Annotated in this window: 31 protein-coding genes, 1 tRNA gene and 1 pseudogene; 17 read left to right on the top strand and 16 right to left on the bottom strand. The window is 71.3% G+C overall.

What is annotated here, in order from left to right; genetic code table 11:
* Positions 1-74: 74 nt before the first annotated feature.
* Both ACFY3L_RS15630 and ACFY3L_RS15625 read left to right on the top strand, forming a co-directional pair.
* Complete coding sequence (locus tag ACFY3L_RS15630; RefSeq protein WP_389323243.1) at positions 75-1,238, top strand: hypothetical protein; 1,164 nt, start codon at positions 75-77, stop codon at positions 1,236-1,238.
* Positions 1,239-1,292: 54 nt separating this feature from the next.
* Positions 1,293-2,954 (top strand): bifunctional 3-(3-hydroxy-phenyl)propionate/3-hydroxycinnamic acid hydroxylase, encoded by a 1,662-nt coding sequence (locus ACFY3L_RS15625; protein ID WP_389323240.1) that lies wholly within the window; start codon positions 1,293-1,295, stop codon positions 2,952-2,954.
* Here ACFY3L_RS15625 and ACFY3L_RS15620 read toward each other — a convergent pair.
* Complete coding sequence (locus ACFY3L_RS15620; RefSeq protein ID WP_389324576.1) at positions 2,944-3,222, bottom strand: DUF2992 family protein; 279 nt, start codon at positions 3,220-3,222, stop codon at positions 2,944-2,946. The two genes, ACFY3L_RS15625 and ACFY3L_RS15620, sit on opposite strands and share 11 nt — an antisense overlap.
* Here ACFY3L_RS15620 and ACFY3L_RS15615 point away from each other — a divergent pair.
* Positions 3,214-3,342, top strand: a complete 129-nt coding sequence (locus tag ACFY3L_RS15615) for a hypothetical protein (protein ID WP_389323237.1) — start codon at positions 3,214-3,216, stop codon at positions 3,340-3,342. The genes ACFY3L_RS15620 and ACFY3L_RS15615 overlap by 9 nt on opposite strands.
* A 48-nt stretch (positions 3,343-3,390) precedes the next feature.
* On the opposite strand, the gene ACFY3L_RS15610 is transcribed toward ACFY3L_RS15615, so the two are convergent.
* The 5 genes from ACFY3L_RS15610 to ACFY3L_RS15590 all read right to left on the bottom strand — a co-directional run bounded on the left by ACFY3L_RS15610 (position 3,391) and on the right by ACFY3L_RS15590 (position 7,327).
* Complete coding sequence (locus tag ACFY3L_RS15610; protein ID WP_389323234.1) at positions 3,391-3,606, bottom strand: hypothetical protein; 216 nt, start codon at positions 3,604-3,606, stop codon at positions 3,391-3,393.
* 252 nt (positions 3,607-3,858) lie between these two features.
* A complete protein-coding gene (locus ACFY3L_RS15605; RefSeq protein ID WP_389323231.1) occupies positions 3,859-4,251 on the bottom strand; it encodes a hypothetical protein in 393 nt (130 codons plus the stop codon).
* The gene (locus ACFY3L_RS15600; RefSeq protein ID WP_389323228.1) at positions 4,214-5,101 is read right to left on the bottom strand and encodes a hypothetical protein; all 888 of its coding nucleotides are present in this window, start codon (positions 5,099-5,101) and stop codon (positions 4,214-4,216) included. The genes ACFY3L_RS15605 and ACFY3L_RS15600 overlap by 38 nt, the downstream gene beginning before the upstream one ends.
* Before the next feature lie 95 nt (positions 5,102-5,196).
* Positions 5,197-6,027: a class I SAM-dependent methyltransferase gene (locus ACFY3L_RS15595; RefSeq protein ID WP_389323225.1), complete on the bottom strand. Its 831-nt coding sequence runs from the start codon at positions 6,025-6,027 to the stop codon at positions 5,197-5,199.
* A gap of 358 nt (positions 6,028-6,385) precedes the next feature.
* The gene (locus tag ACFY3L_RS15590; RefSeq protein WP_389323222.1) at positions 6,386-7,327 is read right to left on the bottom strand and encodes a GlxA family transcriptional regulator; all 942 of its coding nucleotides are present in this window, start codon (positions 7,325-7,327) and stop codon (positions 6,386-6,388) included.
* 71 nt (positions 7,328-7,398) lie between these two features.
* Here ACFY3L_RS15590 and ACFY3L_RS15585 point away from each other — a divergent pair, with 71 nt between their 5' ends.
* The 6 genes from ACFY3L_RS15585 to ACFY3L_RS15560 all read left to right on the top strand — a co-directional run bounded on the left by ACFY3L_RS15585 (position 7,399) and on the right by ACFY3L_RS15560 (position 14,818).
* Positions 7,399-8,430, top strand: a complete 1,032-nt coding sequence (locus ACFY3L_RS15585) for an NAD(P)H-binding protein (RefSeq protein WP_389323219.1) — start codon at positions 7,399-7,401, stop codon at positions 8,428-8,430.
* A 406-nt stretch (positions 8,431-8,836) separates the two neighbouring features.
* On the top strand, positions 8,837-9,295 hold the full coding sequence (locus ACFY3L_RS15580) for a hypothetical protein (protein ID WP_389323216.1): 459 nt from the start codon (positions 8,837-8,839) through the stop codon (positions 9,293-9,295).
* A 403-nt stretch (positions 9,296-9,698) separates the two neighbouring features.
* Entirely contained in the window at positions 9,699-11,900 is a 2,202-nt protein-coding gene (locus ACFY3L_RS15575; protein ID WP_389323213.1) for an MMPL family transporter, read from the top strand.
* 28 nt (positions 11,901-11,928) lie between these two features.
* Complete coding sequence (locus tag ACFY3L_RS15570) at positions 11,929-13,260, top strand: TrkH family potassium uptake protein (protein ID WP_389323210.1); 1,332 nt, start codon at positions 11,929-11,931, stop codon at positions 13,258-13,260.
* A gap of 16 nt (positions 13,261-13,276) precedes the next feature.
* Complete coding sequence (locus ACFY3L_RS15565; RefSeq protein WP_389323207.1) at positions 13,277-13,945, top strand: potassium channel family protein; 669 nt, start codon at positions 13,277-13,279, stop codon at positions 13,943-13,945.
* A 78-nt stretch (positions 13,946-14,023) separates the two neighbouring features.
* The gene (locus ACFY3L_RS15560) at positions 14,024-14,818 is read left to right on the top strand and encodes an alpha/beta fold hydrolase (protein ID WP_389323204.1); all 795 of its coding nucleotides are present in this window, start codon (positions 14,024-14,026) and stop codon (positions 14,816-14,818) included.
* Positions 14,819-14,914: 96 nt separating this feature from the next.
* Here the strand turns inward: ACFY3L_RS15560 and ACFY3L_RS15555 are convergent, their stop codons facing one another.
* Entirely contained in the window at positions 14,915-15,505 is a 591-nt protein-coding gene (locus ACFY3L_RS15555) for a hypothetical protein (RefSeq protein ID WP_389323201.1), read from the bottom strand.
* 103 nt (positions 15,506-15,608) lie between these two features.
* Between ACFY3L_RS15555 and ACFY3L_RS15550 the strand changes: the two genes are divergently transcribed.
* The 4 genes from ACFY3L_RS15550 to ACFY3L_RS15535 all read left to right on the top strand — a co-directional run bounded on the left by ACFY3L_RS15550 (position 15,609) and on the right by ACFY3L_RS15535 (position 16,777).
* A complete protein-coding gene (locus ACFY3L_RS15550; RefSeq protein ID WP_389323198.1) occupies positions 15,609-16,109 on the top strand; it encodes a chemotaxis protein CheX in 501 nt (166 codons plus the stop codon).
* Between the two features lie 99 nt (positions 16,110-16,208).
* Positions 16,209-16,334 carry a hypothetical protein gene (locus ACFY3L_RS15545; RefSeq protein ID WP_389323195.1) on the top strand — a complete coding sequence of 42 codons (126 nt, stop codon included), beginning with the start codon at positions 16,209-16,211 and terminating at the stop codon, positions 16,332-16,334.
* 50 nt (positions 16,335-16,384) lie between these two features.
* Positions 16,385-16,515 (top strand) — tRNA-OTHER (locus ACFY3L_RS15540).
* A 1-nt stretch (position 16,516) separates the two neighbouring features.
* Entirely contained in the window at positions 16,517-16,777 is a 261-nt protein-coding gene (locus ACFY3L_RS15535; RefSeq protein ID WP_389323192.1) for a hypothetical protein, read from the top strand.
* A gap of 267 nt (positions 16,778-17,044) precedes the next feature.
* Here ACFY3L_RS15535 and ACFY3L_RS15530 read toward each other — a convergent pair.
* From ACFY3L_RS15530 to ACFY3L_RS15505, 6 genes and pseudogenes are all read right to left on the bottom strand, one after another.
* Positions 17,045-18,046 (bottom strand): annotated as a pseudogene (locus ACFY3L_RS15530) (recombinase family protein); the annotation flags it as partial.
* A gap of 302 nt (positions 18,047-18,348) precedes the next feature.
* Positions 18,349-20,010 (bottom strand): FtsK/SpoIIIE domain-containing protein, encoded by a 1,662-nt coding sequence (locus ACFY3L_RS15525; RefSeq protein WP_389323189.1) that lies wholly within the window; start codon positions 20,008-20,010, stop codon positions 18,349-18,351.
* Positions 20,011-20,063: 53 nt separating this feature from the next.
* Entirely contained in the window at positions 20,064-20,333 is a 270-nt protein-coding gene (locus ACFY3L_RS15520; RefSeq protein WP_389323186.1) for a hypothetical protein, read from the bottom strand.
* The gene (locus ACFY3L_RS15515; RefSeq protein WP_389323184.1) at positions 20,333-20,956 is read right to left on the bottom strand and encodes a DUF2637 domain-containing protein; all 624 of its coding nucleotides are present in this window, start codon (positions 20,954-20,956) and stop codon (positions 20,333-20,335) included. The genes ACFY3L_RS15520 and ACFY3L_RS15515 overlap by 1 nt, the downstream gene beginning before the upstream one ends.
* Positions 20,953-21,120 carry a hypothetical protein gene (locus tag ACFY3L_RS15510; RefSeq protein WP_389323181.1) on the bottom strand — a complete coding sequence of 56 codons (168 nt, stop codon included), beginning with the start codon at positions 21,118-21,120 and terminating at the stop codon, positions 20,953-20,955. Before ACFY3L_RS15510 ends, ACFY3L_RS15515 begins: the two co-directional genes overlap by 4 nt.
* Before the next feature lie 44 nt (positions 21,121-21,164).
* On the bottom strand, positions 21,165-21,338 hold the full coding sequence (locus ACFY3L_RS15505; RefSeq protein ID WP_389323178.1) for a hypothetical protein: 174 nt from the start codon (positions 21,336-21,338) through the stop codon (positions 21,165-21,167).
* Positions 21,339-21,561: 223 nt separating this feature from the next.
* Here ACFY3L_RS15505 and ACFY3L_RS15500 point away from each other — a divergent pair, with 223 nt between their 5' ends.
* From ACFY3L_RS15500 to ACFY3L_RS15490, 3 genes are all read left to right on the top strand, one after another.
* Positions 21,562-22,296, top strand: coding sequence for a helix-turn-helix domain-containing protein (locus ACFY3L_RS15500; RefSeq protein ID WP_389323175.1), 735 nt, complete (start codon positions 21,562-21,564; stop codon positions 22,294-22,296).
* A 66-nt stretch (positions 22,297-22,362) separates the two neighbouring features.
* Positions 22,363-22,782 carry an NUDIX hydrolase gene (locus ACFY3L_RS15495; protein WP_389324573.1) on the top strand — a complete coding sequence of 140 codons (420 nt, stop codon included), beginning with the start codon at positions 22,363-22,365 and terminating at the stop codon, positions 22,780-22,782.
* Complete coding sequence (locus ACFY3L_RS15490) at positions 22,775-23,254, top strand: hypothetical protein (protein WP_389323172.1); 480 nt, start codon at positions 22,775-22,777, stop codon at positions 23,252-23,254. Before ACFY3L_RS15495 ends, ACFY3L_RS15490 begins: the two co-directional genes overlap by 8 nt.
* On the opposite strand, the gene ACFY3L_RS15485 is transcribed toward ACFY3L_RS15490, so the two are convergent.
* The 3 genes from ACFY3L_RS15485 to ACFY3L_RS15475 are packed head-to-tail and all read right to left on the bottom strand — an operon-like array spanning position 23,222 to position 24,518.
* On the bottom strand, positions 23,222-23,767 hold the full coding sequence (locus ACFY3L_RS15485) for an HD domain-containing protein (RefSeq protein WP_389323170.1): 546 nt from the start codon (positions 23,765-23,767) through the stop codon (positions 23,222-23,224). The two genes, ACFY3L_RS15490 and ACFY3L_RS15485, sit on opposite strands and share 33 nt — an antisense overlap.
* 24 nt (positions 23,768-23,791) lie before the next feature.
* Positions 23,792-24,238 (bottom strand): GntR family transcriptional regulator, encoded by a 447-nt coding sequence (locus tag ACFY3L_RS15480; RefSeq protein WP_389323167.1) that lies wholly within the window; start codon positions 24,236-24,238, stop codon positions 23,792-23,794.
* A 28-nt stretch (positions 24,239-24,266) separates the two neighbouring features.
* On the bottom strand, positions 24,267-24,518 hold the full coding sequence (locus ACFY3L_RS15475) for a hypothetical protein (protein WP_389323164.1): 252 nt from the start codon (positions 24,516-24,518) through the stop codon (positions 24,267-24,269).
* A 151-nt stretch (positions 24,519-24,669) separates the two neighbouring features.
* Between ACFY3L_RS15475 and ACFY3L_RS15470 the strand changes: the two genes are divergently transcribed.
* Positions 24,670-25,398 (top strand): XRE family transcriptional regulator, encoded by a 729-nt coding sequence (locus tag ACFY3L_RS15470; protein WP_389323161.1) that lies wholly within the window; start codon positions 24,670-24,672, stop codon positions 25,396-25,398.
* Positions 25,399-25,805: the final 407 nt, after the last annotated feature.

The raw sequence follows: 25,805 nt of genomic DNA, 5'->3' as shown, positions 1-25,805 counted from the left end.
CGCCGTCACGGGTGTGGCACCGCCGGTGCTTCGCGAGGAGAATGAGTGGGCGCCGAGCGCAGGGAGGCCCACGGATGGAGCGGCTCCTGGTCTACGCCCCGGTGCACGGCCGCGGCGCCGTGCAGTCCGGTGACGGCGACGTGCTGAGCATTGTCCGGTCCCGCAACGTCGTGGTCGGCGACGACAATGACCTGCGGTTGCGGTACCGGTACGAGATCCGGCACGCGGTCGTGAGCGCATCGGCGTGCCTGGCGATCCGTGAGGCGTATGAGGACTGGAGCGGCGACCGGGAACCGGCCAAGGAGGTGTCGCCGGATGAGTGGGTGGCGTTCCAGCACCTGCTGTACCGCCGGCTGCAGGCCCACGGCGTGCCGCGGGAGCGGCGTCCCGACCTCCTGGACGAGCGGATTCCGATGCCGCAGCGGATCGAGATCGACGACTCGATGGGCGTCTCCGTCGGTGACGGCAACGTCATCCGCAGCACCTCCCGCGCGATGATCGTCGAGTGCGACCTGGACCTGCTCGCGCTGATGCTGGAGGACCACCGCCTGGTCAGGGGCGTGTTCGACAGCCTGACGGCCGGCGAGCCGGCCGGCGTGGCCCGGTCCGTCGACGCGGCGATGAGCAGGCTCGACGCCGCCGACCTGCCGGCCTACACGGCCGTGGGCGGCAGTCTCGCGCTGTCCACCGGCACCCCGTCCGTCGCCGGGGCGGGTGGCGTCATGGTGGGCACCGGAAACACGTTCCGTAGCCGGATCGAGTGCACCCTCGGCGCCGTGCGGACGGCGTCGGACCTCAACGTGCCGGCGCCGCCACCCCGACAGCTCGCGCCGGGCACCGTCGATCTCCTCACGGCAGTCGTTCACAGCGTCACCGCAACGTTCCTGGAAGAGCTGACCCAGGGGCCCGGTGCTGGGGACCGTCTCAAAGTACGGTTCGATGACCACGTCGACGAAGCCCTCGGCGAGGTGGCGACCAGGATCGGACTGCCCCCGAACGCCTTCGCCAACGGAGCCGGGCCGATCGCGGGCTGGGACCAGCAACAGCTCGATGCGGTACGGGACGACCTGATCCGCACCCGCGAACGAGCACTCCGGCGACTGCAGGACGCCTGCGCTCCGCCGCCGGTACCCGTCGATTCGGACCGTCTGAAGGAGCCCTCGCAGCTTCCGCGTCGGTCGCCTCAACCGCCTCGGTGGCCCGCACCTCCGGACCTGCCAGGCCCATTCACCCGATAGGGACCTCCACACCGGTTCCACACGGTGTCCACAGCGTGCTGGTGGACTGGTCGCATGGATACCGATGTCGTCGTGGTGGGCTGCGGGCCGGTCGGGGCGCTCACCGCCAACCTGCTCGGCGTCCGTGGGGTGCGCACCGTCGTCATCGAGCGCAGCACCGCTCCGCACGGGCAGCCGAGGGCGTTCTCCTGCGACGACGAGGCGCTGCGGGTGTACCAGCAGGCGGGGCTGCGCGAGGAGGTCGCCGCCGACATGTACCCGCCGGCGCTTGTCGAGTACGTCAGCGGCAACGGCCGGCCGTTCGCCACGATCGCGCTCGACGAGGTCGACTTCGGGCTCGGCAGCGCGCCGCTGCACTTCTTCGACCAGCCGTGGCTGGAGACGTCGCTGCGCGGCGGCCTCGACCGGTTCGAGCACGTGTCGCTGCGGACCGGCGTGGAGATGACCGGCCTCGACCAGGATGCCGACGGCGTCACGGTATTCCTCCGCGCGTTGGACAACGGCGCCGTCAGCTCGCTGCGGGCGCGGTATGTGCTCGGCTGCGACGGCGCGCGCAGCGCAACACGTACAGCCGTTGGAATCTCGTTGAGCGGGACGTCGTACTCCGAGCCGTGGCTGGCGATCTCCGGCGATGTCGCACCGGGCGGCGTCCGCCAGCAGACGACCAGGTTCGTCTGCGACTGGCGCCGCCCCGCGTTCGTCTCGCCCGGCGCGTTCGGCACGCACCGCCTCGAGTTCATGCTCCGCGCGACCGAGACGCCTGCCGAGATGACCCGGCCGGAGACGGTGGCGCGGCTGATCGCCCCGTACGTCGACCCAGACCGCTTCACGGTGACCCGCGCCGTCGTGTACACGTTCCACCACCTCGTCGCGCGGCGGTGGCGGGCGGGCCGGGTCTTCCTGCTCGGCGACGCCGCCCACCAGATGCCGCCGTTCCTCGGCCAGGGCCTGTGCAGCGGCCTCCGCGACGCCGCGAACCTCACCTGGAAGCTCGCCATGGTCCTGGACGGCACCGCGGGCGACGACCTGCTCGACACGTACGAGGCCGAACGACGCCCCCACACCGCCGCGATGGCGGCCACGAGCGTCCGCCTCGGCCGCGTCTTCCTGGTCCGCAACCGCGTGCTCGCGTTCCTGCGCGACGCCACCCTGCGGGCCGTCCAGGCGGTGCCGCGCGTGCGCCGCTTCGTCCGGCACTTCGAGTTCAAGCCCGCGCCGGTCCTGCACAAGGGGGCCCTCGCCGGCGGTACCAGCCGCGGCGCCGTCGGCACGATGTTCCCGCAGCCTCTGGTACTGCCGGCCGGCGCCCCCGCACCCGTCCGCCTCGACGACGTCCTCGGCGCGGGGTTCGCGGTGATCGGCCCGTCCGTGACGGCCACGACCCGGTGGCCCGGCCCGCCGGCAACCCTCATCCGCGTCCTGCGACCGGGCTCCACCCCCGCCGTGGACGAAAGCCCCGCCGTGGACAGAACCCCCGCCGTGGACGAAAGCCCCGCAGTGGACAGGACCCCCGCCGTGGCGGAAGGCCGGGCCGTGGAGGAAAGCCCCGCCGTGGAGGAAAGCCGGGCCGTGAAGGACGGCGTGCTGACGGTGGTCGACGTCGACGGCGTGCTGACCGCCTGGTTCGCCAAGCATCGCGCCGAGGTGGCGGTCCTGCGCCCCGACCGCTTCGTCTACGCCACCACCCTCGCCGCCTCCGCCCCGCTCACCACCTGACCGGGGCCTCGGTGCGAACGCCGTCAATGGCGCGGCGGCGCTCGCGGGCCTTGGCCCGGCGTACCTCCCGGCGATGTTCGGCGTGGGCCTCCCTCGCCTCGCGGCCGCGCCGGGCGGAGGCCTGCTTGCGCAGCTCCAGCTCCTTGCGGACCGCCTCCTGCGCCGCGGTGCCCGGCCTCGCCACCCGCGCGGCCCGCGCCGCGTCCCGAGCGAGCCGCTTCGGACCGCGGACCGGGACCTCCGCCCGCGGAGCCGGGGCGTGCGGCAGAATCGGATCATGTACGAGCGGGCGGTGCGGTGGGCGCGGGGGCTGCCGCCGCTGGTGGTGGACGCCGGGCCGACCGTGGTCACGTTGGTCGTGCAGCTCGCGCCGGTTCGCTGGACCTGACGTCCGGCGGCGGCACCGTCGACGCGAACGGCATCACCCCCGCATCCGTCACCGCCCGCGACGGGCTGCCCCGCCGGCCGGCCGCGGGCGGCGACGTGACAGTGCGGGCGGGTGGCTGAGGTGTGACATGGCGCGGAGGAGCTCGGGGCGCTCCCGCGGCTTCGTGCCGCGCAGGACGATGAGCACGAGGACGACGCGGGCCGTCGCCCAGATCGCCGCGCATGCGACAGGGACGAGGAAAGCGAACGCGGGCAGCGCGCCCATGGTGGTACCTCCGGCAGACACGGCAGCCCGCGTCCGGCGCTGAGCCGAACATGAGCGTGCAGCTGATACCGGAGGTCTCTTCCGCCGTCCGCTACGCCTGGACGACCAGCAGTGCCGGGTCGAAACCCGGGACGGGTCCCAACCGTGCTGACGACATCTGCTGCGAGGGAATACTCCCCTCCCGCTGTTTGTAGCGAGCATGGCACGTTCGGTAGCAGATCGCCAGACGTCGCTTTCGTGAGCGACGCGCGATCATCCGAGCTGCGCGAGGGCGGGTTCGGGTGACGGCGCGGGGGTGGCGGCGGGCGCACGACCCTTGAGCCGGTCCACCAGCCAGATGGCGGCCGCCGGGGCGACGAACACGGTGGCGAACGTGGCGACCGACGCCGCGACAAGGCCGGCCCAGGCCATGCCGGAGAGCCCGTCCACGTCACCGATCTCTTCGGAGAAGACGCCGATGGCGGGCATCATCAGGAACAGTGCCCCGGCCGCCGCCGCGAGCCAGCGCCACCACCGCCTCGTGATCGCGGCCGACAGCGCTGCCGGCACCGTGGCGACGACGTAGATGAGCGCGATGAAGATCGTCCCGCTCCAGGTGAACCGGGCCTCACCGCCGGCTGCGAGCGTCAGGAGCCGCATGAACATGCGCGACAGCGCACCCAGGACGACGCCGGCGATGATCGCGCCGGCAACCGCGCTGGTCAGAACCTTGATTGCTCGCATGAGGACGGAGTGTAGGCAGCCGGACGGACTGGAAACGCGGCTTGGTCACCTTTTTGACCGGCGGCCCGCCGCCGGTCGCGTCGGCGAGGAGCTGCCCGGCCGCGACGTTGTCGGCGTCCATCGGAAGGGCGGTCACGACCGCCACCTTGACCGACGTCCGACCGGCGGCTCGCGGCGCGCGGCCGGCGGGCCTGACCCGGACCGCTCCTGGAAGGTCCTCCTGCCGGGCCCACCGGAAGGCCGTCGTGAGGCCGGCAGGGTCCAGGTTCATCGCCTTGACGATCAGCCGGTGCTGGAACTCGGCGAAGATCTTCGTCTCGGTGCCGAACTCGCCACGCAGCGCGGCGCCGAGCCGGCCCAGGTCCACGGAGCCCACACCGAACGGCGCGAACACGCCGGGATCGGCGCCGCCGGGACCGTCCGGACGCGCGACGTCGCCGAGGGGGAACCCGGGCTGGTCGCTGTGCCGGTCGGCGACCACCGCCCGGTCGGAGACGTACTCGTGGACGCGATAGCCGCCGCGGTACACGGTGATGAACACCGCGTCCGAGTCGAACACGACGTGGCTCAGCACGGACGTGCGCAGCTGCGTGCTGACCGACTTCGCCAGCCCGTCGACGTCGGCGGCGCCGTGCTCACCTTCGCGGGGCAGCACCGCGACCCGGCCCGCCGCGGCGGGCACCACCCACGCGTCGACGCCGAGGTGCGTCAGCACGGACACCACCTCGGTGACATCCCCGACGACCATCAGCGTCTCGTAGCTGGTGCCCATGTCCTCGTGTCTCCGGTGCGCTTGATCAGCCAGCCGGCGGAGAATACGCGCCGCGACAGGCTCGCGGGAGCCCGTCGACCCGGAGATGGATCGTGCTACGGCTTCGTCGCGTGGGCGCCGATGAACGACGGGGTCCAGACGACCGTGCCGTTGGTGACGGCGTCGTCGCGCAGGCGGTCGGCGAGGGTGTCGAGGTCGCTGGGTGCGTCGAGCCCGAGGCTGGGCATGAGGGGTGCGAGCCCTCGGGCGACGCCGGCCAGCCAGGCGTAGCCGCCGAAGCCGGGGCCGCCACCGACCAGGGCCTCGTCGCACATCGTGGGCTCGGGCAGGCCGGCGGCGGTGTACGCGCCGAACAGCCGGCGCCCCATGCGGACCTGCATGCCGGCCCGGCGGAAGGCTTCGATGACGAGCGTGCCGGTGTCGTTCCACAGCGACGTCCCGGGCATTGACCGCACGGTGACAGCGGGGTCGAGGTCGAGCTCCTGGAACGCGACGATCCCGCCGGAGCGGACCCGGGCGGCGACGGCGCGCAGCGCCGCGGCGGGGTCGGCGCGGTACATCAGGACCAGCCGGCCGACGGCGGCGTCGAACCCGGTCCCGGCCTCGGCGGTGTCGAGGTCGCCCTCGACGAAGTGGACGTTGGCCAGCCCGAGGGCCTCGGCCCGGCCCCGGGCGACCCGCAGCGCCCCGCCGTCGATGTCGACGCCGACGACCGAGCCCTGCGGTCCGACGATGCCGGCGGCGAGGAACGCCACGTCGCCGGCGCCGCTGCCCACGTCGAGGACCCGCATGCCGGGGCGCAGGCCGGCGTCGCGCAGCAGTCGTTCGGTGCTGCCGTGCAGGAACAGCGCCTGCCGGCCGAGTCGTTCGTACTCCTCGTGCGACCGTGCCAGCGCGTACGCCGGGTCGCCTGACGGATTTCCCATCGCCCCAGGCTGGCCGCCCGGCGGGCGCCGTGCAGCCAGCATCAAGACAGCCGTGGGTTGAACCGCGAACGCGCTCCGTGCGTGCGGTTCAGGGCTTGTCGCCGTCCGGGTGCGATCCCGCGGGGTAGCCCGCCGAGCCGTGCCGGGGGGCTTGTGCGGCCGGTGCGGCGGCGAACCCCGCCAAGCTCGCGGCCAGCAGCGCGACAACCACAGCGACTTTCGAACGACGACGCACGTCCACCTCCGGTCGGGTAGCGCGCCCAGCGTACTCGGCCATCGCCGGTGTCGGTCGCCCTGCGAGGGCTCGAAACCGACGAACGTACCGCGGCCGCTCCGCGCTGACCCTGATCGATGCGGGTCATGGAAGGGCGCGGAACGTGCGGCGGTACGTGTCCGGCGGGACGCCGAGCGTCCGCTGGAAGTGCCGGCGGAGGGTGGTGGCGGTGCCCATGCCGGCGGCGGAGGCGATGGTGTCGATGCCGTCGTCGGTGGTCTCCAGGAGCTGCTGGGCGCGGCGGATGCGCTGGGTGTGCAGCCACTGCAGCGGGGTGGTGCCGGTGACCGCGTGGAAGAGGCGGGCCAGGTGCCGGGAGCTCATGTTCGCCTGAGCGGCCAGGTCCTCGACCGTGAGCGGCTGGTCGAGGCGCTGCATCACCCACGGGAGCAGGTCGGACAGCGGGTGGCCGTCCTGGTCGGGGACCGGGGTGGTGACGAACTGGGCCTGGCCGCCGGCGCGGTGGGGTGGCACGACGAGGCGGCGGGCGACGATGTTGGCGACGGTCGAGCCGTGGTCGAGCCGGACCAGGTGCAGGCACAGGTCCATGGCGGCGGCCTTGCCGGCGGACGTGAGGACGCGGCCGTTGTCGATGTACAGCACGTCGGGATCGACGGTCACCCGCGGGAAGCGTGCGGCGAGCTCGTCGGTGTGCGCCCAGTGCGTCGTGGCGCGCAGCCCGTCCAGAATGCCGGCGGCTGCCAGTACGAAGGCGCCGGTGCACAGCGAGACGATCCTGGCGCCCGCCGCGTGGGCCGCGCGCACCGCCTCGACCAGGTCGGCCGGCGGGTCGTCGTCGACGTCGGCGAGGGCCGGGACGATGACGGTGCGGGCGCGCGCCAGGTGGTCCAGGCCGTGGTCGGGCTCCAGCAGGAAGCGGCCGGCCCGCACGCCCCGCGAGCCGCACACCGTGAGGTCATACCAGGGGCCGGTGAGCGCGTCCGGCGGCGGGCCGAACACCTCGCACGCCAGGGCGAGCTCGAAGTGCAGCATCCCATCGGTGGCGGCGACCGCGACAGAGGTCATGTCGGAAACTGTACGGGTCGCGTCGTTCCGGACACTGGTGCGGGTCGGTGGGCCGGGACAGGATCTTCGGTGTGGATCACTTCAAGGCAGAAGTCGCCGTGTACGGGGCCTACGGGCACACGGGAAGGTTCGTCGTCGCGGAGCTGGCCGAGCGCGGGTACGCCCCGCGGCACGTGGGCCGCGACACCGCCAAGCTGCCGGCCGGCGGGTGGCAGGCGGCGGTGGACGACCCGGCCGCGCTGGACCGGGCACTGGAGGGTGCGGCGGCCGTCATCAACACCGCCGGGCCGTTCGCCACGACCGCCGCGCCGCTGATCGGGGCCGCGTTGCGGGCGGGCATCCCGTACGTCGACGTCGCCGCCGAGATCGAGGCGAACCGCGACACGTTCAGCCACTTCGAGGAGCGCGCGGGGCGCACCTCGGTGGTGCCGGCGATGGCGTTCTTCGGAGGGCTCGGTGACCTGCTCGTCACCACCGCGATGGGCGACTGGACCACGGCCGGCGAGGTGCACGTGGCGTACGGTCTGAGCAGCTGGCACCCGACCGCCGGGACCCGCCTCGCGGGCGCCGTGTCGGGGGAGCGGCGGGGCGGCCGCCGGGTCCGCTACAGCGGCGGGCGCCTCCAGTACCACACCGACACCCTGACGGTCGTGGAGTGGCCGTTCCCGGCGCCGCTCGGTCCGCGCGACGTCATCGGCGAGTTCACGATGGCGGACGTCGTCACCGTCCCCAGCCACCTGGCGGTCCCGGAGGTGCGCACGTACATGACCACCACGGCCGCCGCCGACCTGGCCGCGCCCGGGACCCCGGCCCCGGCCGCCGTCGACGCGCGGGGCCGCTCCGCGCAGACGTTCATGGTCGACGTGGTGGTCCGCTCGGGCACCGAGGAGCGCCGCATCACCGCGACCGGCCAGGACATCTACGCGATCAGCGCGCCCCTGGCGGTCGAGGCCGTCGACCGGATCCTCACCGGCCGCGTCAGGACCACCGGCGTCGCCTCGGCCGGCGCCGCCTTCGACGCCCCCGACTTCCTCCGCGCGCTGTCGCCGCACCTGTCCGTGCACGCGCCGGCCGGCTTCGCGCTCACCGCCCGTCAACCGTAGGACCGGCCACCGGCGGGCACGAGCCGGCACCGAGGTCGGGGCCGGCTGGCGAGCTCGCCCACCACCACGCCGGGCAGCAGGGCTGGCGCGGCCACCTTACGCTCGGCGCAGAGGATGGAGAGGTGGTGGTTGCCATGCAGCCGGCGATGGCTGCGGGGCCGGAGCCCGTGACCATGACGCGCGGCGGCCCTACCGCCGCTCGCATTGATGTACGGTGCCGCTACTGACGCTCACGGGATGCGGGGACGGGGACATGGTCACGTTCGCGCGATGGGCGCTGCTCGGCTTGCCGCAGGCCGACCGGGCCGCCGGAGTCGAAGGTCCGCCGACGCGGTCGCGCTCACGTGGGTGAGGTGCGCGAACCCGTCCGTCGCGGTGGTTGACCCGGTCAGCGACAATGCAGCGCATGGTCGTGTTCGATGTCGTCCTGCGCGGGTACGACCGGCATGCCGTCGACGTCCTGGTGCGGGCGGTCGAGGCGGCCGCGGGCGACCGGGACCGGATCGCCGCCGCGGTGCGCGAGGCCGGCCCGCTGCCCGTGGTGCTCCGCGGCTACTCGCCGGTCCAGGTCGACGCCTGGCTGGCGGCGTCCCGCACCGCCGAGCCGGATCCCGGCAGCGGCCCCGGCCCGGTCTGGGCAGCGGCCGTCGAGTTGCCGGTCGTGCTGCGCGGGTACCGCCGCGAGGAGACCGACGCGCTGCTCACCCTCGTCGCCGGTGCCATCGCGAGCGGCGACGCCGCCCGGCGGGCCGACGCGTTGCGGGCGATCGACGACGCTCGCCTGCCGGTCGCGCTGCGCGGCTTCGACCGGACCGCGGTCGACGCCTGGCTCGGCCGGGCCGCCGGCCAGCTGCGCGCCGGATAGGGCCGGCGGGTTCTTACAGCCCTGTTACGGGTGCCGTCGCGGGCTCGCGCGCGGCATCGACGGCGGTGAGGCTGAAGGTCGGCCCGAAGGTCGGTCAGGCCGACCCGAGCCTCGACGCCCTCGCCAACGTCCCGGGCACGACGGCGTTCTGGGGCACCGGCGCCGTCTGGACCGGCTCCGGCGTCGCCGGCATCGTCGAGCGGACCAGGTGGCGTCGAGCGGACCAGGTGGCGTCGAGCGGACCAGGTGGCGTCGAGCGGACCAGGTGGCGTCGAGCGGATCGAGTCGGCGGCGGCCGCAGAAGGTATGGCTGTCCCTACCGGGCCGCCGCCCGCACGCCCCACCAGGGGTCCGCCGGTCCGCCGGATCGATCCGGGGCAGGGCGCTCAATAGCGTTCCAAGCATGGAATCCAGGGACAACGTGAAGGGCATCGCGGCGCGGATCGCGGTGTGGAGCGCCCGCCATCGCGCGCTCGCCATCATCGGATGGCTCGTCTTCGTCGTCGGGGTCACCGTGCTCAGCGGGCAGGCCGGGATGGTCGAGGCGGGCGGCGACGACTTCGGCAACGGCGAGTCGGGCCGCGCCGACCGGATCGTCGCCCAGGCCGGCTTCCCCGAGCAGGGCGCCGGCGAGATGGTCATCGTCACCAGCAAGTCCACAGTGGACGATCTAGACCTGAAGGCCGCCGTCGCGGCGGTCACCGCCGCCGTGAACGGCACCGGCGCCACCGAGCCGGTCGCGGCGCCGATCACCTCCGAGGACGGGAAGTCGGTGCTGCTCACGTTCGTCGTGCGGGGCGACCCGGAGACCGCCAAGGACCGCATCCAGCCGGTCCTCGACGCCGTCGCCGGCGTGCAGCGCGCGCACCCGCGGCTCTACATCGCCGAGGCCGGCGACGCCAGCGGCGACAAGCTCATCGGCGACGAGCTCGACGAGGGCCTGAACCGGCTGTCGATGCTGTCGATCCCGGTCACCCTCGGCATCCTGCTCGTCGCGTTCGGCGCGATCGTCGCGGCGCTGCTGCCCGTCGGGCTCGCGGTCACCGCGGTCGTCGGGGCGGTCGGGCTCCTCGCGTACGCCAGCCACCTCGCGCCGGCCGTCGACACCACGATGCACGTCATGCTGCTGGTCGGGCTCGCCGTCGGGGTCGACTACTGCCTGTTCTACATCCGCCGGGAGCGCGACGAGCGGCGCAACGGCGTCGACCCGCACCGGGCCCTGGTCATCGCCGCCCAGACCTCCGGCCGCTCGATCTGGGTCTCGGGCCTGACCGTCATCGTCGCCATGGCCGGCATGTTCCTGACCCGGGACACGACGTTCGTCAGCTTCGCCATCGGCACCATCCTGGTCGTCGCCACGGCCGTCCTCGGCTCGCTGACGGTCCTGCCGGCGCTGCTGTCGGCACTCGGCGACCGGGTCGACCTCGGGAAGATCCCCGGCCTGTACCGCAGGCGCGGCGGCGGAGGTCGCGTCTGGGGCGCGGTGCTGCGGCTGGTGCTGAAGCGCCCGCTGATCTCCACCCTCGTCGCCGTCGCCGCGCTCGGCGTGCTCGCGGCGCCTGCGCTCGACCTGCGCACCAAGGGCGAGGGCGTCGAGGACCTGTCCCCGAGCGCGCCGATCACCCAGGCGTTCCTGGCGATCCAGGCGGCGTTCCCCGGCGGCACCGGGCCCGCCGAGGTCGTCGTCAAGGCGCCCGCCGTCACCGGCGCCGAGTGGGACGCGGCGGTGGCGGAGTTCAAGCGGCAGGCGCTCGCCACGGGCAAGCTGCACGAGCCGGTCACCGTGGAGGTCAACCCTGCCGGCGATGTCGCCGTGATCAGCGTCGGCCTCTCCGGTACCGGCAGCGACCGCGCCTCCGAGGATGCCCTGGCGGCGCTGCGCGGGACGGTCATCCCCGCGACCCTCGCGAAGCACCCGGGCGCGTGGGTCGGTGTCGCGGGTGACACCGCCGGCTCGAAGGACTTCAACGACCAGCTCGCCGGCTCCATGCCGGTGGTCTTCGGGTTCGTGCTGGGCCTGGCGTTCCTGCTGCTGCTCGTGTCGTTCCGGTCGGTCGTCGTCGCGGTTACCGGCGTGGTGCTCAACCTGCTGTCGGTCGCAGCGGCCTACGGGATGCTGGTGTTCGTCTTCCAGTACGGCCATTTCCAATCGCTGTTGGACTTCCGCGCCGCGGACGGCATCACGAACTGGATGCCGCTGTTCCTCTTCGTCATCCTGTTCGGCCTGTCGATGGATTACCACGTGTTCGTCGTCAGCCGCATCCGCGAGGGCCACGACCGGGGGCTGCCGACGCGGCAGGCGGTCACCGAGGGCATCACCGCCACCGCCGGCGTCATCACCAGCGCCGCGGCGGTCATGGTGGCGGTGTTCGCCCTGTTCGCGACGCTGCCGCTGGTCTCCACCAAGGAGCTCGGCGTCGGGCTCGCCGCGGCCGTCCTGCTCGACGCGACGATCGTCCGGGCGGTGCTCCTGCCGGCCACGATGGCCCTGCTCGGCGAGCGCAACTGGTGGCTGCCCCGCTGGCTCGGCTGGCTGCCGCAGGTCTCCCACGACGTGCCCGCACCGGCCACCGACGCCCGGGAGCTGGCGGCGAGCAGCGTGTGACAGCGCCCGCGGCCATAGGATCTTCCACATGCTCCGTGCCCTGCGGCACCCGACCCGCCTGCTGCCGACGGCGTTCCTGGCCGCGCTCGCCGTCGGCACCGGCCTGCTCACGCTCCCCGCGGCCCGCGCCGCCGGGGAGCCCGCGCCGTTCCTGGTGGCGCTGTTCACCGCCGCGTCGTCGGTGTTCATCACCGGCATGAGCACCGTCGACACGGCGACCTACTGGTCGCCGGCCGGCCAGGGCATCATCCTCGGCCTCATCCAGGTCGGCGGCTTCGGCATCATGACCTTCGCGACCGTCCTCGGGCTGATGGTCTCGCGCCGGCTCGCGCTGCGCACCCGGCTCGTCGCCCAGGCCGAGACCCGCTCGCTCAACCTCGGCGAGGTGCGGGCGCTGCTGCTGCGGGTCCTCGCCATGATGGCCGGCTTCGAGCTGGTGGTCGCCGCCGTGCTGACCGCCCGCTTCCGCACCACCTACGACGACTCGTTCGGCACCGCGCTCTGGCACGGCGTCTTCCACGCGGTCAGCGCCTTCAACAACGCCGGGACCACGCTCTACCCCGACAGCTTCATGGGCTTCGTCGGCGACCCGTGGATCTGCGGCACCGTCGCCGTCGCCGTCATCCTCGGCGGTCTCGGGTTCCCCGTGCTGCTGGAGCTCTACCGGGAGTGGCGCAAGCCGCGGTACTGGTCGATCCACACCCGCCTCACCGTCTGGGGCTCGGCGATCCTGCTGCTGATCGGCGCCGCCGCGGTCACCGCCTTCGAATGGTCCAACCCCGCGACCCTCGGCCCGCTCGACTGGTGGCAGACCCTCGTCGGCGGCACGTTCTCCGGCGTCAGCCCCCGCACCGCCGGGTTCAACAGCATCGACTACGCGGCGGCGCGCCCGGAGACCCTCGCCCTCACCAACGTCCTCATGTTCATCGGCGGCGGCAGCGCCGGCACCTCCGGCGGCATCAAGGTCACAACGTTCTTCCTGCTCGCGTTCGTCATCTGGGCCGAGGTCCGGGGCGAGGACGACGTCAACGTCGGCGCCCGTCGCGTCCCGGCGCAGACGGTCCGGCAGGCGGTCACCGTCGCGCTGCTCGGCGTCGGCACCGTCGCGCTGGGGACGCTGGTCCTGCTGCTGATCACCGACCTGTCGTTCGACCGGGTCCTGTTCGAGGCGACCGCCGCGTTCTCCACCGCCGGGCTGTCCACCGGCATCACCGCGAGCCTGCCGCCGGCCGGCCAGCTGACGCTCGTCGCGCTGATGTTCATCGGCAGGGTCGGTACGATCACGGTGGCCTCCGCGATCGCGCTGCGGCACCGGAAGCTGCGCTACCGCCTGCCCGAGGAGCGGCCGATCATCGGGTGAATCGCTGGGAGGCTCGATGGGCAGGACCGACATGACAGGCGGCGTGGTGGTCATCGGCCTCGGCCGCTTCGGCGGGCAGGTCGCCGAGTCGCTCACCGAGCTCGGCCACGAGGTCCTCGGCATCGACGAGGACGCCGAGATCGTGCAGAAGCTCGCCAACGTCCTCACCCACGTCGTGCAGGCCGACTCCACCGACGAGGAGACCCTGCGCCAGATCGGCGTCGCCGAGTTCAGCCGCGCCGTCGTCGGCATCGGCACCGACATCGAGGCGAGCGTCCTGACCGTCCTGGCGCTCACCGAGCTCGGCATCGAGGAGATCTGGGCCAAGGCCATCTCCGCCAAGCACGGCCGCATCCTGGAGCGCGTCGGCGCCCGGCACGTCGTCTTCCCCGAGTCCGACATGGGCGAGCGCGTCGCGCATCTCGTCACCGGCAAGCTGCTGGACTTCATCGAGCTCGAGGACGGCTACGCCATCGCGAAGGTCTGCCCGCCCGACGACATGACCGGCAAGACCCTGACCCAGCTCGGCCTGCGCACCAGGCACGGCATCACCGTCGTCGCCGTCAAACGCGCCGGCCGGGAGGCCGAGACCGCCCTGCCCGACACCGTCATCCAGCGCGGCGACACCCTGATCGTCTCCGGCCCGACGGACAAGGTCGAGCAGCTCGGCGCCCGCCCCAGCTGACCCCGCGGCGCGGCGGGCCACGACCGGGCCGGTTCCAGCGGGCGGGCTCCGGGTCGGCGGGATCGGCCCGGGTGCGGCATGATCGGTCGCGAGCAGGCGACGGGGGAGGTCCTGGTGCAGCGGTGCGTCGACGGCGACAGCGTGCGTATGTGGCACGACGAGCGTGGCTCGGGCGAGCCGGTGGTGCTGCTGCACGGCGCCATCGTCGACTCGCGGTGCTTCGCCGGCAACCTGGACGCGCTGGCGGGATCGTTCCGGCTGTACCTTCCGGAGCGGCGCGGCCACGGGCACACCGCGGACCCGGGCGGCCCGCTCAGCCCGCAGGTGATGGCTGCGGACATGATCGCGTTCCTGGAGACCGTGGTGGGCGGGCCGGCTGCCCTGGTCGGGTACAGCGCGGGCGGGGTGGTGGCGCTGCTGACGGCATTGGCCCGTCCGGACCTGGTGACCCGGCTGGTGCTGATCAGCGCCGCGTTCCACCAGGACGGCTGGCTGCTGCCGCCCGCCTCGCCCGCGGACATCCCACAGATCATCTACGACCAGCATGCCGGCGTGTCGCCCGACGGGCCCGGGCAGCTGACCTCCGTCATCGAGCGGATCGCCGAGTCGGCCGAGGCGGGAGACCTGGCGTTGACCGCGGCCGACCTGGGTGCGGTCGGCTGCCGCACGCTGGTGCTCGTCGGCGACGACGACGCCGTCTCCCTGGAGCACACGCTGGAGCTCTACCGTGGGCTGCCCGACGCCGAGCTCGCCGTGGTGCCACGCGCCACGCACACGCTGCTGATCGAGAAGCCGCAGTTGTGCACCGGCCTGGTCGCGTCGTTCCTCGGCGGGCCGCCGGCGCCGACGCACATGCCGATCCGCCGGGCCTGACGGGGTGGGTCCGCGGAGCATGGCCTGTTCCCGGACCGGTCGGGTGCATGCCAACGGCCCGGGACCCCGCGGTCCCGGGCCGTTCATCAAGAGCGGTCAGATGAGCCAGCGGTTGCGCTGGACGAAGGGGAGCTTCGCCCACCGGCGGCCGAGGCCCCAGGTGTGGCCGGCGTACGCGGCGGCGAGGACGACCAGCACCAGCGCGTAGACGAGGTGGTAGTCGGCGAACGGGTTGGTCGAGCCGCTCGCGGCGCCGGCCGCGGTGTGCTGCGCGATCGGGAACTCCGCCAGCCACATCATGCTCATGATGAGCGCGCCCGCCGCGGCGGCGACCCGCAGGCCGATCCCGGCGATGAGGGCCAGGCCGACGCCGAGCATGCCGAGCATGAACAGCCAGTTCGCCCACCAGGTGCCGGCCATGGCGTGGAACGCCGACTGCAGCGGGCCGACGTCGACCGAGCTCAGGAAGCCCTTCGTGGGCGAGCCGCCGTTGATCCAGGCCTTCGCCGACGGGGTCGCGTAGCCGAGGCCGAACGTCTTGTCGAGGAACGCCCAGAGGAACACGAACCCGGTGCCGACCCGCAGCACCGCGAGCGCCTTCGCGGCGGTCTTGGTGAGCATGCTGCCGGGCGCTTCGACCCGCTCGAGATGACTGACAGGGGTGTGGTTGACGGACGCGGCGCTCATTTCGGGCCTCCAGTCGGTTTCCTTGACGCCTTCAGTGTTGTCGTCGCGGCGCCGGTACGGACGGGCCGGAAGTCCCGTGTTCACGGGACCTCAAGCCGGGCGCGTGCCTGCCGATGGGACCACCGGGGGTGGTCTCGTGGACCCGGAGCCGTCGCTGTCCGAGGACGACGTGCGGGGCATCGTCTGGCAGGTGTGGACTGCGTACCTGCACTGCACACCGGAGGTGACGGCCGCCCCGGAGCCGCTGTCGGACACCGCCGACGTGACGGCCAGCATCGGCCTCGCCGGCGCGTGGAACGGCCTTGCCGTGCTGCGCTGCGGGCTGCCGGCCGCGGGGGCGGTCGCCGGGGCGATGCTCGAGGTCGACCCCGCGAGCGCCAGCGCCGACGACTGCGCCGACGCGCTCGGCGAGCTGGTCAACATCCTCGCCGGCAACGTGAAGAGCCTGCTGCCGAAGCCCAGCCACCTCTCGCTGCCGCAGGTGGTGGTCGGCCGGGCGAAGATCGTGTGGCCCGGCACGACGCCGCTGCACACGCTGCAGGTCACGCTGAACAGTGAGCCGATGGACCTGACGATTCTGCACGGCCAGCCCAGGCCCGCCTGACCCTGCCGAAGCCCGCCGTCACCGGCGGGCGAACCAGGGGCTTCCGCCCGCCGCGTTCTGCTGGAAACATCGGTTCTCACAGCGGAACGAGTGGGTCCCGTGCACGTCGTCGTCAGCCAGGCCTGGACCAGGGACGCGGAGGGCCACGCCGACGCGTACGTCGCGCTGTCCGCGCGCTTCGCCGACTACTTCGCCGCCCTTGCGGCGCTGCTCACGGGCCGCTGACCGGATAATCGATGGCCGCCTCGATCGGGGCGGTGCGATGATCGACGCACGGGTCGCTAGCTCAACTGGTAGAGCATTCGACTGAGTAGCGCGTCCGCTCCCCGCTTGAGCGGACATGGAGGCGCTTCCTTCTCCTTGTTGGATCGAAGGGTTCGGGGTTCGAGTCCCCGGCGGCCCACCATGTGAGGCAGTGCGCGAACCGGCGTGCCCAGCGGGACCCGGAAGACCGGGACGATGCGGTAGTCGGCCGTGACCTTGATTTCCGCGATCAGGCGCTCGATCAGGGCTTTCCGCTCGGCGGACGTGCCCTCGGCGACGGCGTGCCGAAGCTCGGTCCGGATGCTTTCGAGGGTGGCTGGCTCGGGCATGGTCGGTTCGTCCTCGATCAGGTCCGTGATCTCATCACGCCGACCGGTGAGTCCAACGATTTCCTGTTTGAGTGATTTGATCCTTTCACCGGCAATCGTGTCGTCCAGCGTGCCGGCCTCGAATGCGCTCAGGTACCGCTCGATCGTGGCGCCCTTGGCGGCAATGTCGCTCTGGATGGTGTCGAGTTCCGCACGGCGGTCCTGGTGACTTTCCAGGTGATGCTCTCGGGCCTTGGCGATGGCATCCCTGATGAGCGTGTCGGCGTCGCTGTAGAAGTCGTAGAGCGCCTGGAGGGTCGCGGCGTCGGTGGCCGACGCGTCGAGGCGGGGAGCCGAGCAGCCGTGCGAGCCGTACCGGCTGCGGGAGTAGCAGGTGTAGTAGCGGTAGGTCTGGTTCCTTCCCCGCGCTGAGGTGCCGATGTACTTGTTGTCGCAGTCCGGGCAGGTGATGAGGCCGGTGAGGTGATAGTCGGAGTCGCTCATCGCACGCTGGGAACCCTCGGAGCGGGCATCGGCGATCTCCCGGATGTTGCGCCAGGTGTCGCGGTCAATCAGGGCCGGATGAGCGTCGGCAACGTAGACGTCGGCGTAGGAGATGTCACCGGCGTAGGCGGGGCTCTCCAGGATGCGGCCGATGGTGAGGCCGGACCACCGCTTGCCGGTGCGGTTGGTGATGCCGCGCCGGTTGAGTTCGGTGGCGATGGCCCGGGTGCCGAGGCGTTCCCGGACGTACAGACGGGCGATCTCCCGCACGATGGGCGCCTCATCCTCGTGGACGGTCAGCTTCTGGGTGGGCCGGTCGACGCGGTAGCCGTACGGGCGGTTGCCGCCCACCCACTGCCCCTTCTGTGCCTTGGCGGCCATGCCGTTGACGACCCGGTCGATGATCGTTTCGCGTTCAAACTCGGCGAAGACGCCGAGCAACTGGACCAGCATTCGTCCGATCGACGTGGAGGTGTCGAACGGCTCGGTGGCGGACACGAACGCCACGCCCGCCTCGTCGAGACCTTGGAGGAGTTCCAGGAGATCGGACAGGCGCCTGGTGAAGCGGTCGACTCGGTACACCAGCAGCACATCGAAGCGTCCGGCCTTGGCGGCGCGGAGGGCTCGTTGGAGCCCTGGGCGCTCGGTTGTGGCGCCCGAGGCGTCGTCGCTGAACGGTTCGCCGACGAGCGTCCATCCGGGCTGCGAGGCGATGTAGGCGCGGAGGCTGGCGAGTTGGGCGTCGATGGAGAAGGGCTGACGCTCGTCGTCGGTGGAGCGGCGGACGTAGATGGCGATCCGGCGGGCGCCGGTCGGCTTGTCGCCGAATCCGTTGCGGCGACGTCTCGGGTTTGTGGTCATCGTTCGGTGTCCTCCGTGAGGGGTGGGCCGGCCGGTGGCGATGTCACCGGCCGGCCGCTCAGATGGCTTGTCGGCGTTGGTGCTTGGCGATGAGGACGGCGAGGGAATGGACGGCGTCGGCGTACTCGGCGGCGGTCATCGGTGTGGTCTCGACTGCGGCCACCTGGACGTCAGTCACGGCGGCTCGGCAGCGGCGTTTGCGGGTCGTTGCACCTCCTCTCGATCGGACGTCCGTCCGTCGTCCGTCCGCGCGTTTCCGGCGCAGACGCGTGCGCGTGGCGGACGGACGTCCGTGCGGACGTTCAGGTGGCGCGCCAGCGTCCGCGGCTGACCTGCCGGGCGGTGCCTTGTTCGGCGCGGGTCTGGAGTCGGTCGTAGATCCATGTGCGGCCCATTCCGGTGAAGTGCATGAGTTCGGGGACGCTGAGGCCGTCGCTCGGGGCGTCGCGCAGCGCCATGGTGAGGGTGGTTTCGGGGTCGATGACTTCGCCTTCGATGACCGGCTCGTCGTCGGGCGCGTTGAGCGCGGCCTCGGACAGTGCATCGAGCGCCGGCCGTGTGTCGGCGTATCGGGCTGCGGTGGTTTGGACGTTGTCGTCGGTGACGAGGTAGGCGCGAGCGCGTCGGGGTTGGTTGTGGCCGTCGGCAAGGAGGTAGAACTTGCCGGGCGCGTCGAGGGTGTGGGCGTGCCAGCCGGCGCTGAGCATGCCGTTGTCGAGGATGAGGTCGACGTCGCGGCGTTCGCGGACGCGGAGGCAGATGCGGACGCTCATCTGGGAGCGGAGCGCGCCGCCGCCCATGGATTTCTGGGTCGGGCGTTGGTTGGCGGCGAGGAGGGTCACGGCGACGGCTCGGCCGCGCCGGGCGATGGACTCTGCCGACTCGACGGCCGCTGGCGCTTGTTCGACGAGTTCGGCGTACTCGTCTACCACGATGACGAGCGCGGGTGCTTGTGGTGTCGGGGTCCAGGTGCGGGAGCCGTCGCGACTCTGCGCTTCGGCGCGGGCGTTGAGAATGCGGACGCCGTCGCGGAGGAGTGCTGCTGCTTCGGCGGGCGTGGTGGCGAGTCTGGCGAGGCAGGACGCCCAGGGGCGCAGTTCCATGCCGCCCTTGAGGTCGATGCCCCAGAGGACCACGTCGGGGCAGGCGGCGAGGTTGCCGAGGATGTTGTTGAGGACGCCGCTCTTGCCTGAGTCGGTGGTGCCGCCGATGAGGACGTGCTTGCGGAGCAATGAGACTCGGACCTGTGTGGCGTCTTCGAACACGCCGAGTTCGATGGGATTGGCGACCGATTGGACGCTCGGGCCGCGCCAGGGGATCGCGCCCGCGTGCGGGTCCTGGGCGAGGACTCGCACGATGGCGCGTCCGGCATGTGCTGGGTCTGCCTCGACGCGTACGGCGCCGGTGCGGGTGCCGAGGCCGGATTCGATGGCTGGGACGCGGCTGATGACGTCGGCGACGGTTTGGCCGTTGTTGAGCTTGATGCGGGCGCGCCAGCCCCAGACGTCGACTACGGCGGACATGACGCGCGACCCGGCGAGGCCGATGCTCTCCGCGACGTCTGGCCATGCCTGAATCGCTCGGTCGACCCGGACGCGTGCCCTGCGGCGCCGGTGCGCCCACCACGGCACGGCGGCGGTCACGGTGCCGACGAAGAGCAGCGTCGGGAGTGGGCCGTGCCACGGGCCGACTGCGACGGCGGCGGCGAGCCAGGCGCCCGCGCCTGCCGTTGCTGTGGTGGCGTATAGGCGTTCTTCGAGACGTTCGCCGCGCGTGAGGACGCGGACGATGACGGCGGCGCTAGCGGCCAGGACCCAGGGCCAGGCGTTCGGGTGGCTCAGGTGCAGGAACGTCGCCATGCCGAACAGGGTCAGGGCGGTGGTGAACGGTGCGAGTTCGGAGCGGTAGCGGTAGAGCAGCCGGGCGAGTTCGGCGAGGAGGCTCGGCTCGTCTGCGACGAGCATCAGCGGTTGGCTGTGCCGCCGTCGCCAGGCGCGGTGGCGTCGGCTGTACGCCCTCATCGCTGCACCTCGTCGCGGAGGTAGGTCAGCGGGTCGGTGTCGCCGTCGTCGTGCGCGTCGAGGGTGGCCTGAGCGGCGGCCAGGAGGTTGGCGTACTCGGTGCGGGCGACGGTCAGCAGCGTGGCTTGACGCTCGATCTCAGCCAGGAGCACGGGGATGTCGGCGATGGAGGTCCAGAGGGCGACGCGGGTGCCACGGTTGAGCGCCGCGTCCACGTGGGCGAGGACAGCGTTGCGGTCGACGGTTGGTCTCGGTGCCTCGGGCATCAGTTGGTGTGCGCCTCCTTTCGTTCGGGTGCTTGTGATTCGGCGGCGAGCTGTCGGCGCAGTGCGGTCGCTCGCGGTCCGGAGATGCGCAGTTCGGTGCGGAGCGCGTCACGGGTGATGGGCCGGCCGTTGTTGGCCGCACGGTGCCGGGTGTCGGCGTCGCGTGCTGCGGTGAGGAGTTCGTCCTCGGTCCGGACCGTTGGTTTCGGGGTCGGACCGGGTTCCGGTGTGTCCTCGGCGGTTCGGACCGCGTGTAGGTGGGCGGTCAGGCCGAGGACGGCTGCCGGTACGGCACCGACGGCAACCACGACGGGCCAGGTGACGATGATGAGGTCGGCGGCTGCCGCGTGGTAGACGGCGTTGCCGACGATACTGGTCGTGATGGCGCCGATGGCGTTGGCGCGGGCGAACCGGACCGCGCGGCGCGGGTTGGCACCGGACAGCCACACCCGCGCGGCGGTCATGGCGTACGCGTCGATGGTGACGGGGAGCAGGATGGCGAGCCGCTCAGGCCAGCCGCTGAGCATCGCGAGACCGCGCAGGCCGGTGAAGCTGGCGATCGCCGCCGAGGTCGCAGCGATGAACATCCCGGCGACGACCCAGCCGTCGCGCTTCGCGGTCACAGGTCCAGCCCGGAGAGGTAGCGGACGGCGGCGGTGGCCAGCTGGCCGATGTGCGGTCCGACCGTGGAGCTTGCGAGGAAGTAGCCGAACAACGTGCAGGCGGCGATGTGCCACAGGGGCAGCCGGGCGTAGCGCCACAGCAGGTACACGAGCAGTCCGAGCAACAGGACGGCTGAGACCGAGACGAACAGCGTGGACTCCTTTCTGCTCAGGCGTTCGGGGTGTTGGTGGACGGCCCGGGGCGCCGGTGGATGCGGCCGGTGTGCCGCCGCTGCCAGCGGACCCGGGAGCGGCACTTCTTGCAGTAGGTGGCGTGATCCCGGTCGAGCTGTGCCCCGCACGGGCAGCGGCGTTCCCCATCGAGCGGGCCGGGGAGAGGCAAGGTTGTAGCTCCTTTCGGTTGTTCACCGGCCCTCCTCTCAGAACTTGCACATGATGTACATGTGCAAGTCTAGAGCGAAGCGGATGACCGGTGAAGGTTCGTTGTGCTTCGATGCCATGAGCATGCGGCTTGGGCACGGGACGTGTTCAGGTCATGGCTGGACGTGTTGAAGATGTCTCGCCTACTGTGGGCATCTGCCGGGACGTCCTGCGACGGGGAATCGATGCCGAACGAACGTCTGCGCTCAGCGCTGCTGGAGCGCGGCCTCACGCCGACGAATCTCGCCGATGTGCTCGACGTCGATCCCAAGAGCGTCGAGCGGTGGATCAGCGGGCGGCTGCCGTACCGCCGTCACCGGTACGCCGTTGCCGCGCACCTCGGAGTTGACGAGGCGTATCTGTGGCCGGACGCGCTGACCCGTGACCAGGTCGCGAACGCTTCCGAGAGCGAGATCATCAACATCTACCCGGCACGGTGGACGGTCCCGTCGGACATGTGGCGGATGTTCTTCGACAACGCCGAACGTGAGATCGGGGTACTCGCGTACAGCGGCCTGTTCATCCCCGAGGACACCGGCGTGCAGCGCATCTTCCGCCGCAAGGCCGCCGACGGCGTGAACATCCGCATCCTGATCGGCGACCCGGACAGCGCCGAGGTCGTGCAGCGCGGCATCGACGAGGGCATCGATATGGACATGGCCGCGCGGTGCCGCAACGCGATCGTGCTGTACCAGCCGCTACGCAACATCGACGGCATCGAGTTCCGGCTGCACAACACGATCCTCTACAACTCGATCTACCGCGCCGACGACCAGGTCCTCGTCAACACCCACATTTACGGCACGCCGGCATCCAACGCTCCGGTGTTGCACCTGCGGCACGTCAACGGCGGCGACATGGTCGGCACGTACTTGGAGAGCTTCGACCGGGTCTGGAACGCTGGCACACCCCTGGAGTGAGGTCCTGCCTTGGCTCGCCGTATTGACTTCTTCGATGACCCTGCCGCGCCTCCGGCGAACAGCGTTGTGCCGTCCGCGAACGTCGTTGTGGTCAACGCTTCGGGGGAGCTGCTGTTGATCCGTCGGACGGACAACGACAACTGGGCGTTGCCTGGCGGGGCGATGGACCCGGGGGAGTCGATGACGGATTGCGCGGTGCGGGAAACCCTTGAGGAGACCGGTATCCACGTCGAGGTGACCGGCCTGGTCGGGATCTACACCGACCCGCGGCACGTCATCCTGTACACGAGCAACGGCGAGGCGCGGCAGGAGTTCTCCATCGTCTACACGGCCCGCCCGATTGGTGGCACGCCGACGCCGAGTTCGGAGTCGCGGGAGGTGCACTGGGTCGCGCCCGCTGACGTGGAGGGACTCCAGATGGACCGGTCGATGCGGCTGCGGATCTCGCACTACCTTGCGGGAAACGGGAAGCTGCACCTTGGGTAGCGACTGGGTCAACGCCGCAGCGAGTGTCTTCTCCGCACTCGGCACTGTCGGCGCGTTCGTCGTCGGGTTCGTGCTGCTGCGCAGGGAGCAGAACCGCGAGGCTGAACGTGCCGAGGACGAGCGGCGCAGCCAGGCCGCTCGGATCAGTGCGTGGGTTGAGGCGTACCGCAAACCGGACGGCACCCGTGAGCTGGCGTTCCACATCCACAACGCCAGCGACATGCCGATCTACGAGGTCGAGCTCCCGCTGCCGGAGTCCTCATCGACCGGCGATGACCGCGACGTCGAGTTCGTGGGCATGGTGCCGCCGGGGCAAACGATCCGCCGGCCCGCGCCGGTCGCGTGGCTACGGTCGTACGTCAACCCGGAGCCGATCGAGATCGAGTTTCTGGACAGCGCCGGCCGTAGGTGGAGCCGTAACGAGCAGGGCTCGCTCGTCTCAGCGGTGGAGAGCCTCCCCGACCCGCTGTAGCGATGCCTCCAGCAGCGGCCGTGCCTCGGTGAGCGACCGGGTGACGAGGTGGCCGTCGCCGTACCGGCCGAATGCCTCGCTGAGCCGCTCGTCCAGGTTGACGCGGGCGCCGGTCGGGCTGGTGGTCATGTCGCAGAACGTCAACGCGTCCAGGACGAAGTCCTCCGGGCTCGGGAACTCCTGGGCGAGGTCACCGTCGAGGTCGCGGTTGCGCGCCTCGATCAGCGCGCAGGAGTGGTTGGCGACGAGGCGGATGAGCCGCTCGTCAGCGTGCTCGACGTCGCGGAGGTACCGCGCACCGTCGAGGGGATGGAAGCCGACCTTGTTGAGGTCCGGGGCATAGCCGATGTCATGCAGCCACGCGGCGCAGATCAGCAGCTCGGCGTCGTCGCCGACGACCTGGGCGATGTTCTCAGCGGTATGCCCGACGCCCTGCACATGAGCCCACCGCGTCGGCAACGGCTCGGCCAGTAACCGCCCAGCGAGGTCCCGCGCCCATCGGACATGTTCCACATGTCCGAGACTAGTGGTAGTCGATCACGCAGGCTTGACGTAGCGACCCTTGCCTTGCACCGACACCGTGACGTCTTGGAGGGCTGCGAGCGCCTGCCGAGCCGTGCCCCGGGCGACGCCGTACTGCTTGACCAGGGCCGACTCGCTCGGCATGAGCGCGCCGGCCGCTAGGTCTCCCGACTCGATCCGTTTCCTGAGGTCGGTGGCTATGCGCTGGTACTGCGGTCGCGTCGGCGAGTTGCGCTCGCCGGGCGCGTTGACCAGCCGCCCGCGCCCGGGCTGCGTGATGATTAGTCCTTCCTCGGACAGTTGGTCGAGTGCTCGGCGCACGGTGTTGCGCGCGACGCTGTACTCGGCGCTCAACGCGGCCTCTGAGGGCAGCGCGGATCCCGGCTGAAACTCGCCAGAGGCGAGCCGGGCACGCAGTGCCTCCGTGATGCCCTTGTAGGCACCCCAAGCCGTTGACCGCATGACACCCTTCCTGCGCAGCGAACGCTCGTCAGTCTCCCAGGACGTCGAGCGTGACGCCTCTCCCGGCCGCGTCCGTCAGCAGCGCCACAAGCTGACCCGCGACATCAGGTGTGATGGGACCGATCTCGACGTGCGCCGAGCCGTCCGCGTCCACAGTCGTTCGCAGCTCCGGGAACGCCCGCCCAACGTCGAAGCCGGCCTCCTCCAGCGCTACCGCCAGAGCATCCGCCGCTCGCTGAGCCGCCTCATGTCCCGCCATGCTCGTCTCGCTCTCGTCCACCCCGACATCGCACCTGGGCGGGTCGTCTGGCCAGGCGTGCCGTCCATCCCAGCCTTCCCGGAACACCACGAACTGAGTACCGCATTCGAGGGACGTCTTGGGACGTCTTGGCTAGAATCAACTGCACTCGATGGCTGACGGGAGGTCCTGCGTGCGCCATCCTCTTGCCCGCGCACTCGCCAGCGCCGGACTCAACGCCCTCGACGTCGCCACCCGCCTCCAGGTCGATCCCAAGACCGTCGACCGCTGGTTCAACGGCCGCATCCCGTACCTGCGCTACCGCGACGAACTGTCACGCCTGACCGGTTGGACAACGGCCGACCTGTGGCCCGACAGCGTGCCGCGAGAACCGCAGGTCGGCTCAGACGAGGTCCGGACGACCTATGCCCACCGCAGCCTCGTCCCGCTGGACACGTGGCGTGCCGTCTTCCGCCGCGCTACCGAAGCGATCGACATCGTCGCCTACAGCGCGCTGTTCCTGCTGGAAGACCCGGTCATCCTCCGCACTCTCGCCACGAAGGCCGAGGCCGGCGTACCGATCCGCATCGCCCTCGGCGACGCCAACAGCCGACACGTCGCAGCCCGAGGCGCAGAGGAGCAGATCGGCGACCTCATGGCCGCCCGCATCCGCAACGCCCTAGTCCTCATCAAGCCACTCCAGAGCCTCTCGCATGTGGAAGTGCGCCTCCACGACACCGTCCTCTACGACTCGATCTACCGAGCCGACAACGAGGCCCTCGTCAACCTCCACATCCACGGCGTCCCAGCCGCCCACGCACCGGTCATGCACCTACGACTCCACCAGCCAGACGACCTGACCGCCACCTACATGACCGCAATCGAACGAGTCTGGGCTGTAGCTACCGCCTACGTCGGCTAGCCTGCCTGGCACGCCGCGCCTGCCGAAGCTGCCGCTCACCCAGCCGAACCGCATGGTTTGTCCAGACGCGCCGGTACTCCACCATATGCTCACCAGCGCTGAGCCTCTCCGGATCCAGCGCGCTTTCGACTCGGCTAACGTAAGCATCGAAATACTCGGCGAAAGCGCCGATTTCCTTGCTTGTAAGCGCGGTCGCATAGCCAACCGCCAGGTCCTCTATGACGTGCTCACGAAACCGCTGACTCACCAGGTGAAGCGACAGATAGTAGGTCGCGTGAAACGCCACCACGTATCTGGTCTCCCACGCTTTGCAAGCCTCGCAACTGGATACAGGGTCGACCGATCGTTCGCGACCACCGTCAGATATGTCGGGCGATTCCTGATCCGCCGCGAGGACATACGAGCGC

Source organism: Dactylosporangium sp. NPDC000521, from assembly GCF_042898305.1.
In the GTDB taxonomy this organism is placed as follows: Bacteria; Actinomycetota; Actinomycetes; order Mycobacteriales; family Micromonosporaceae; genus Dactylosporangium.
The sequence above is the reverse complement of the archived record's forward strand: the minus strand, read 5'-3'. Positions and strand labels throughout refer to the sequence as shown.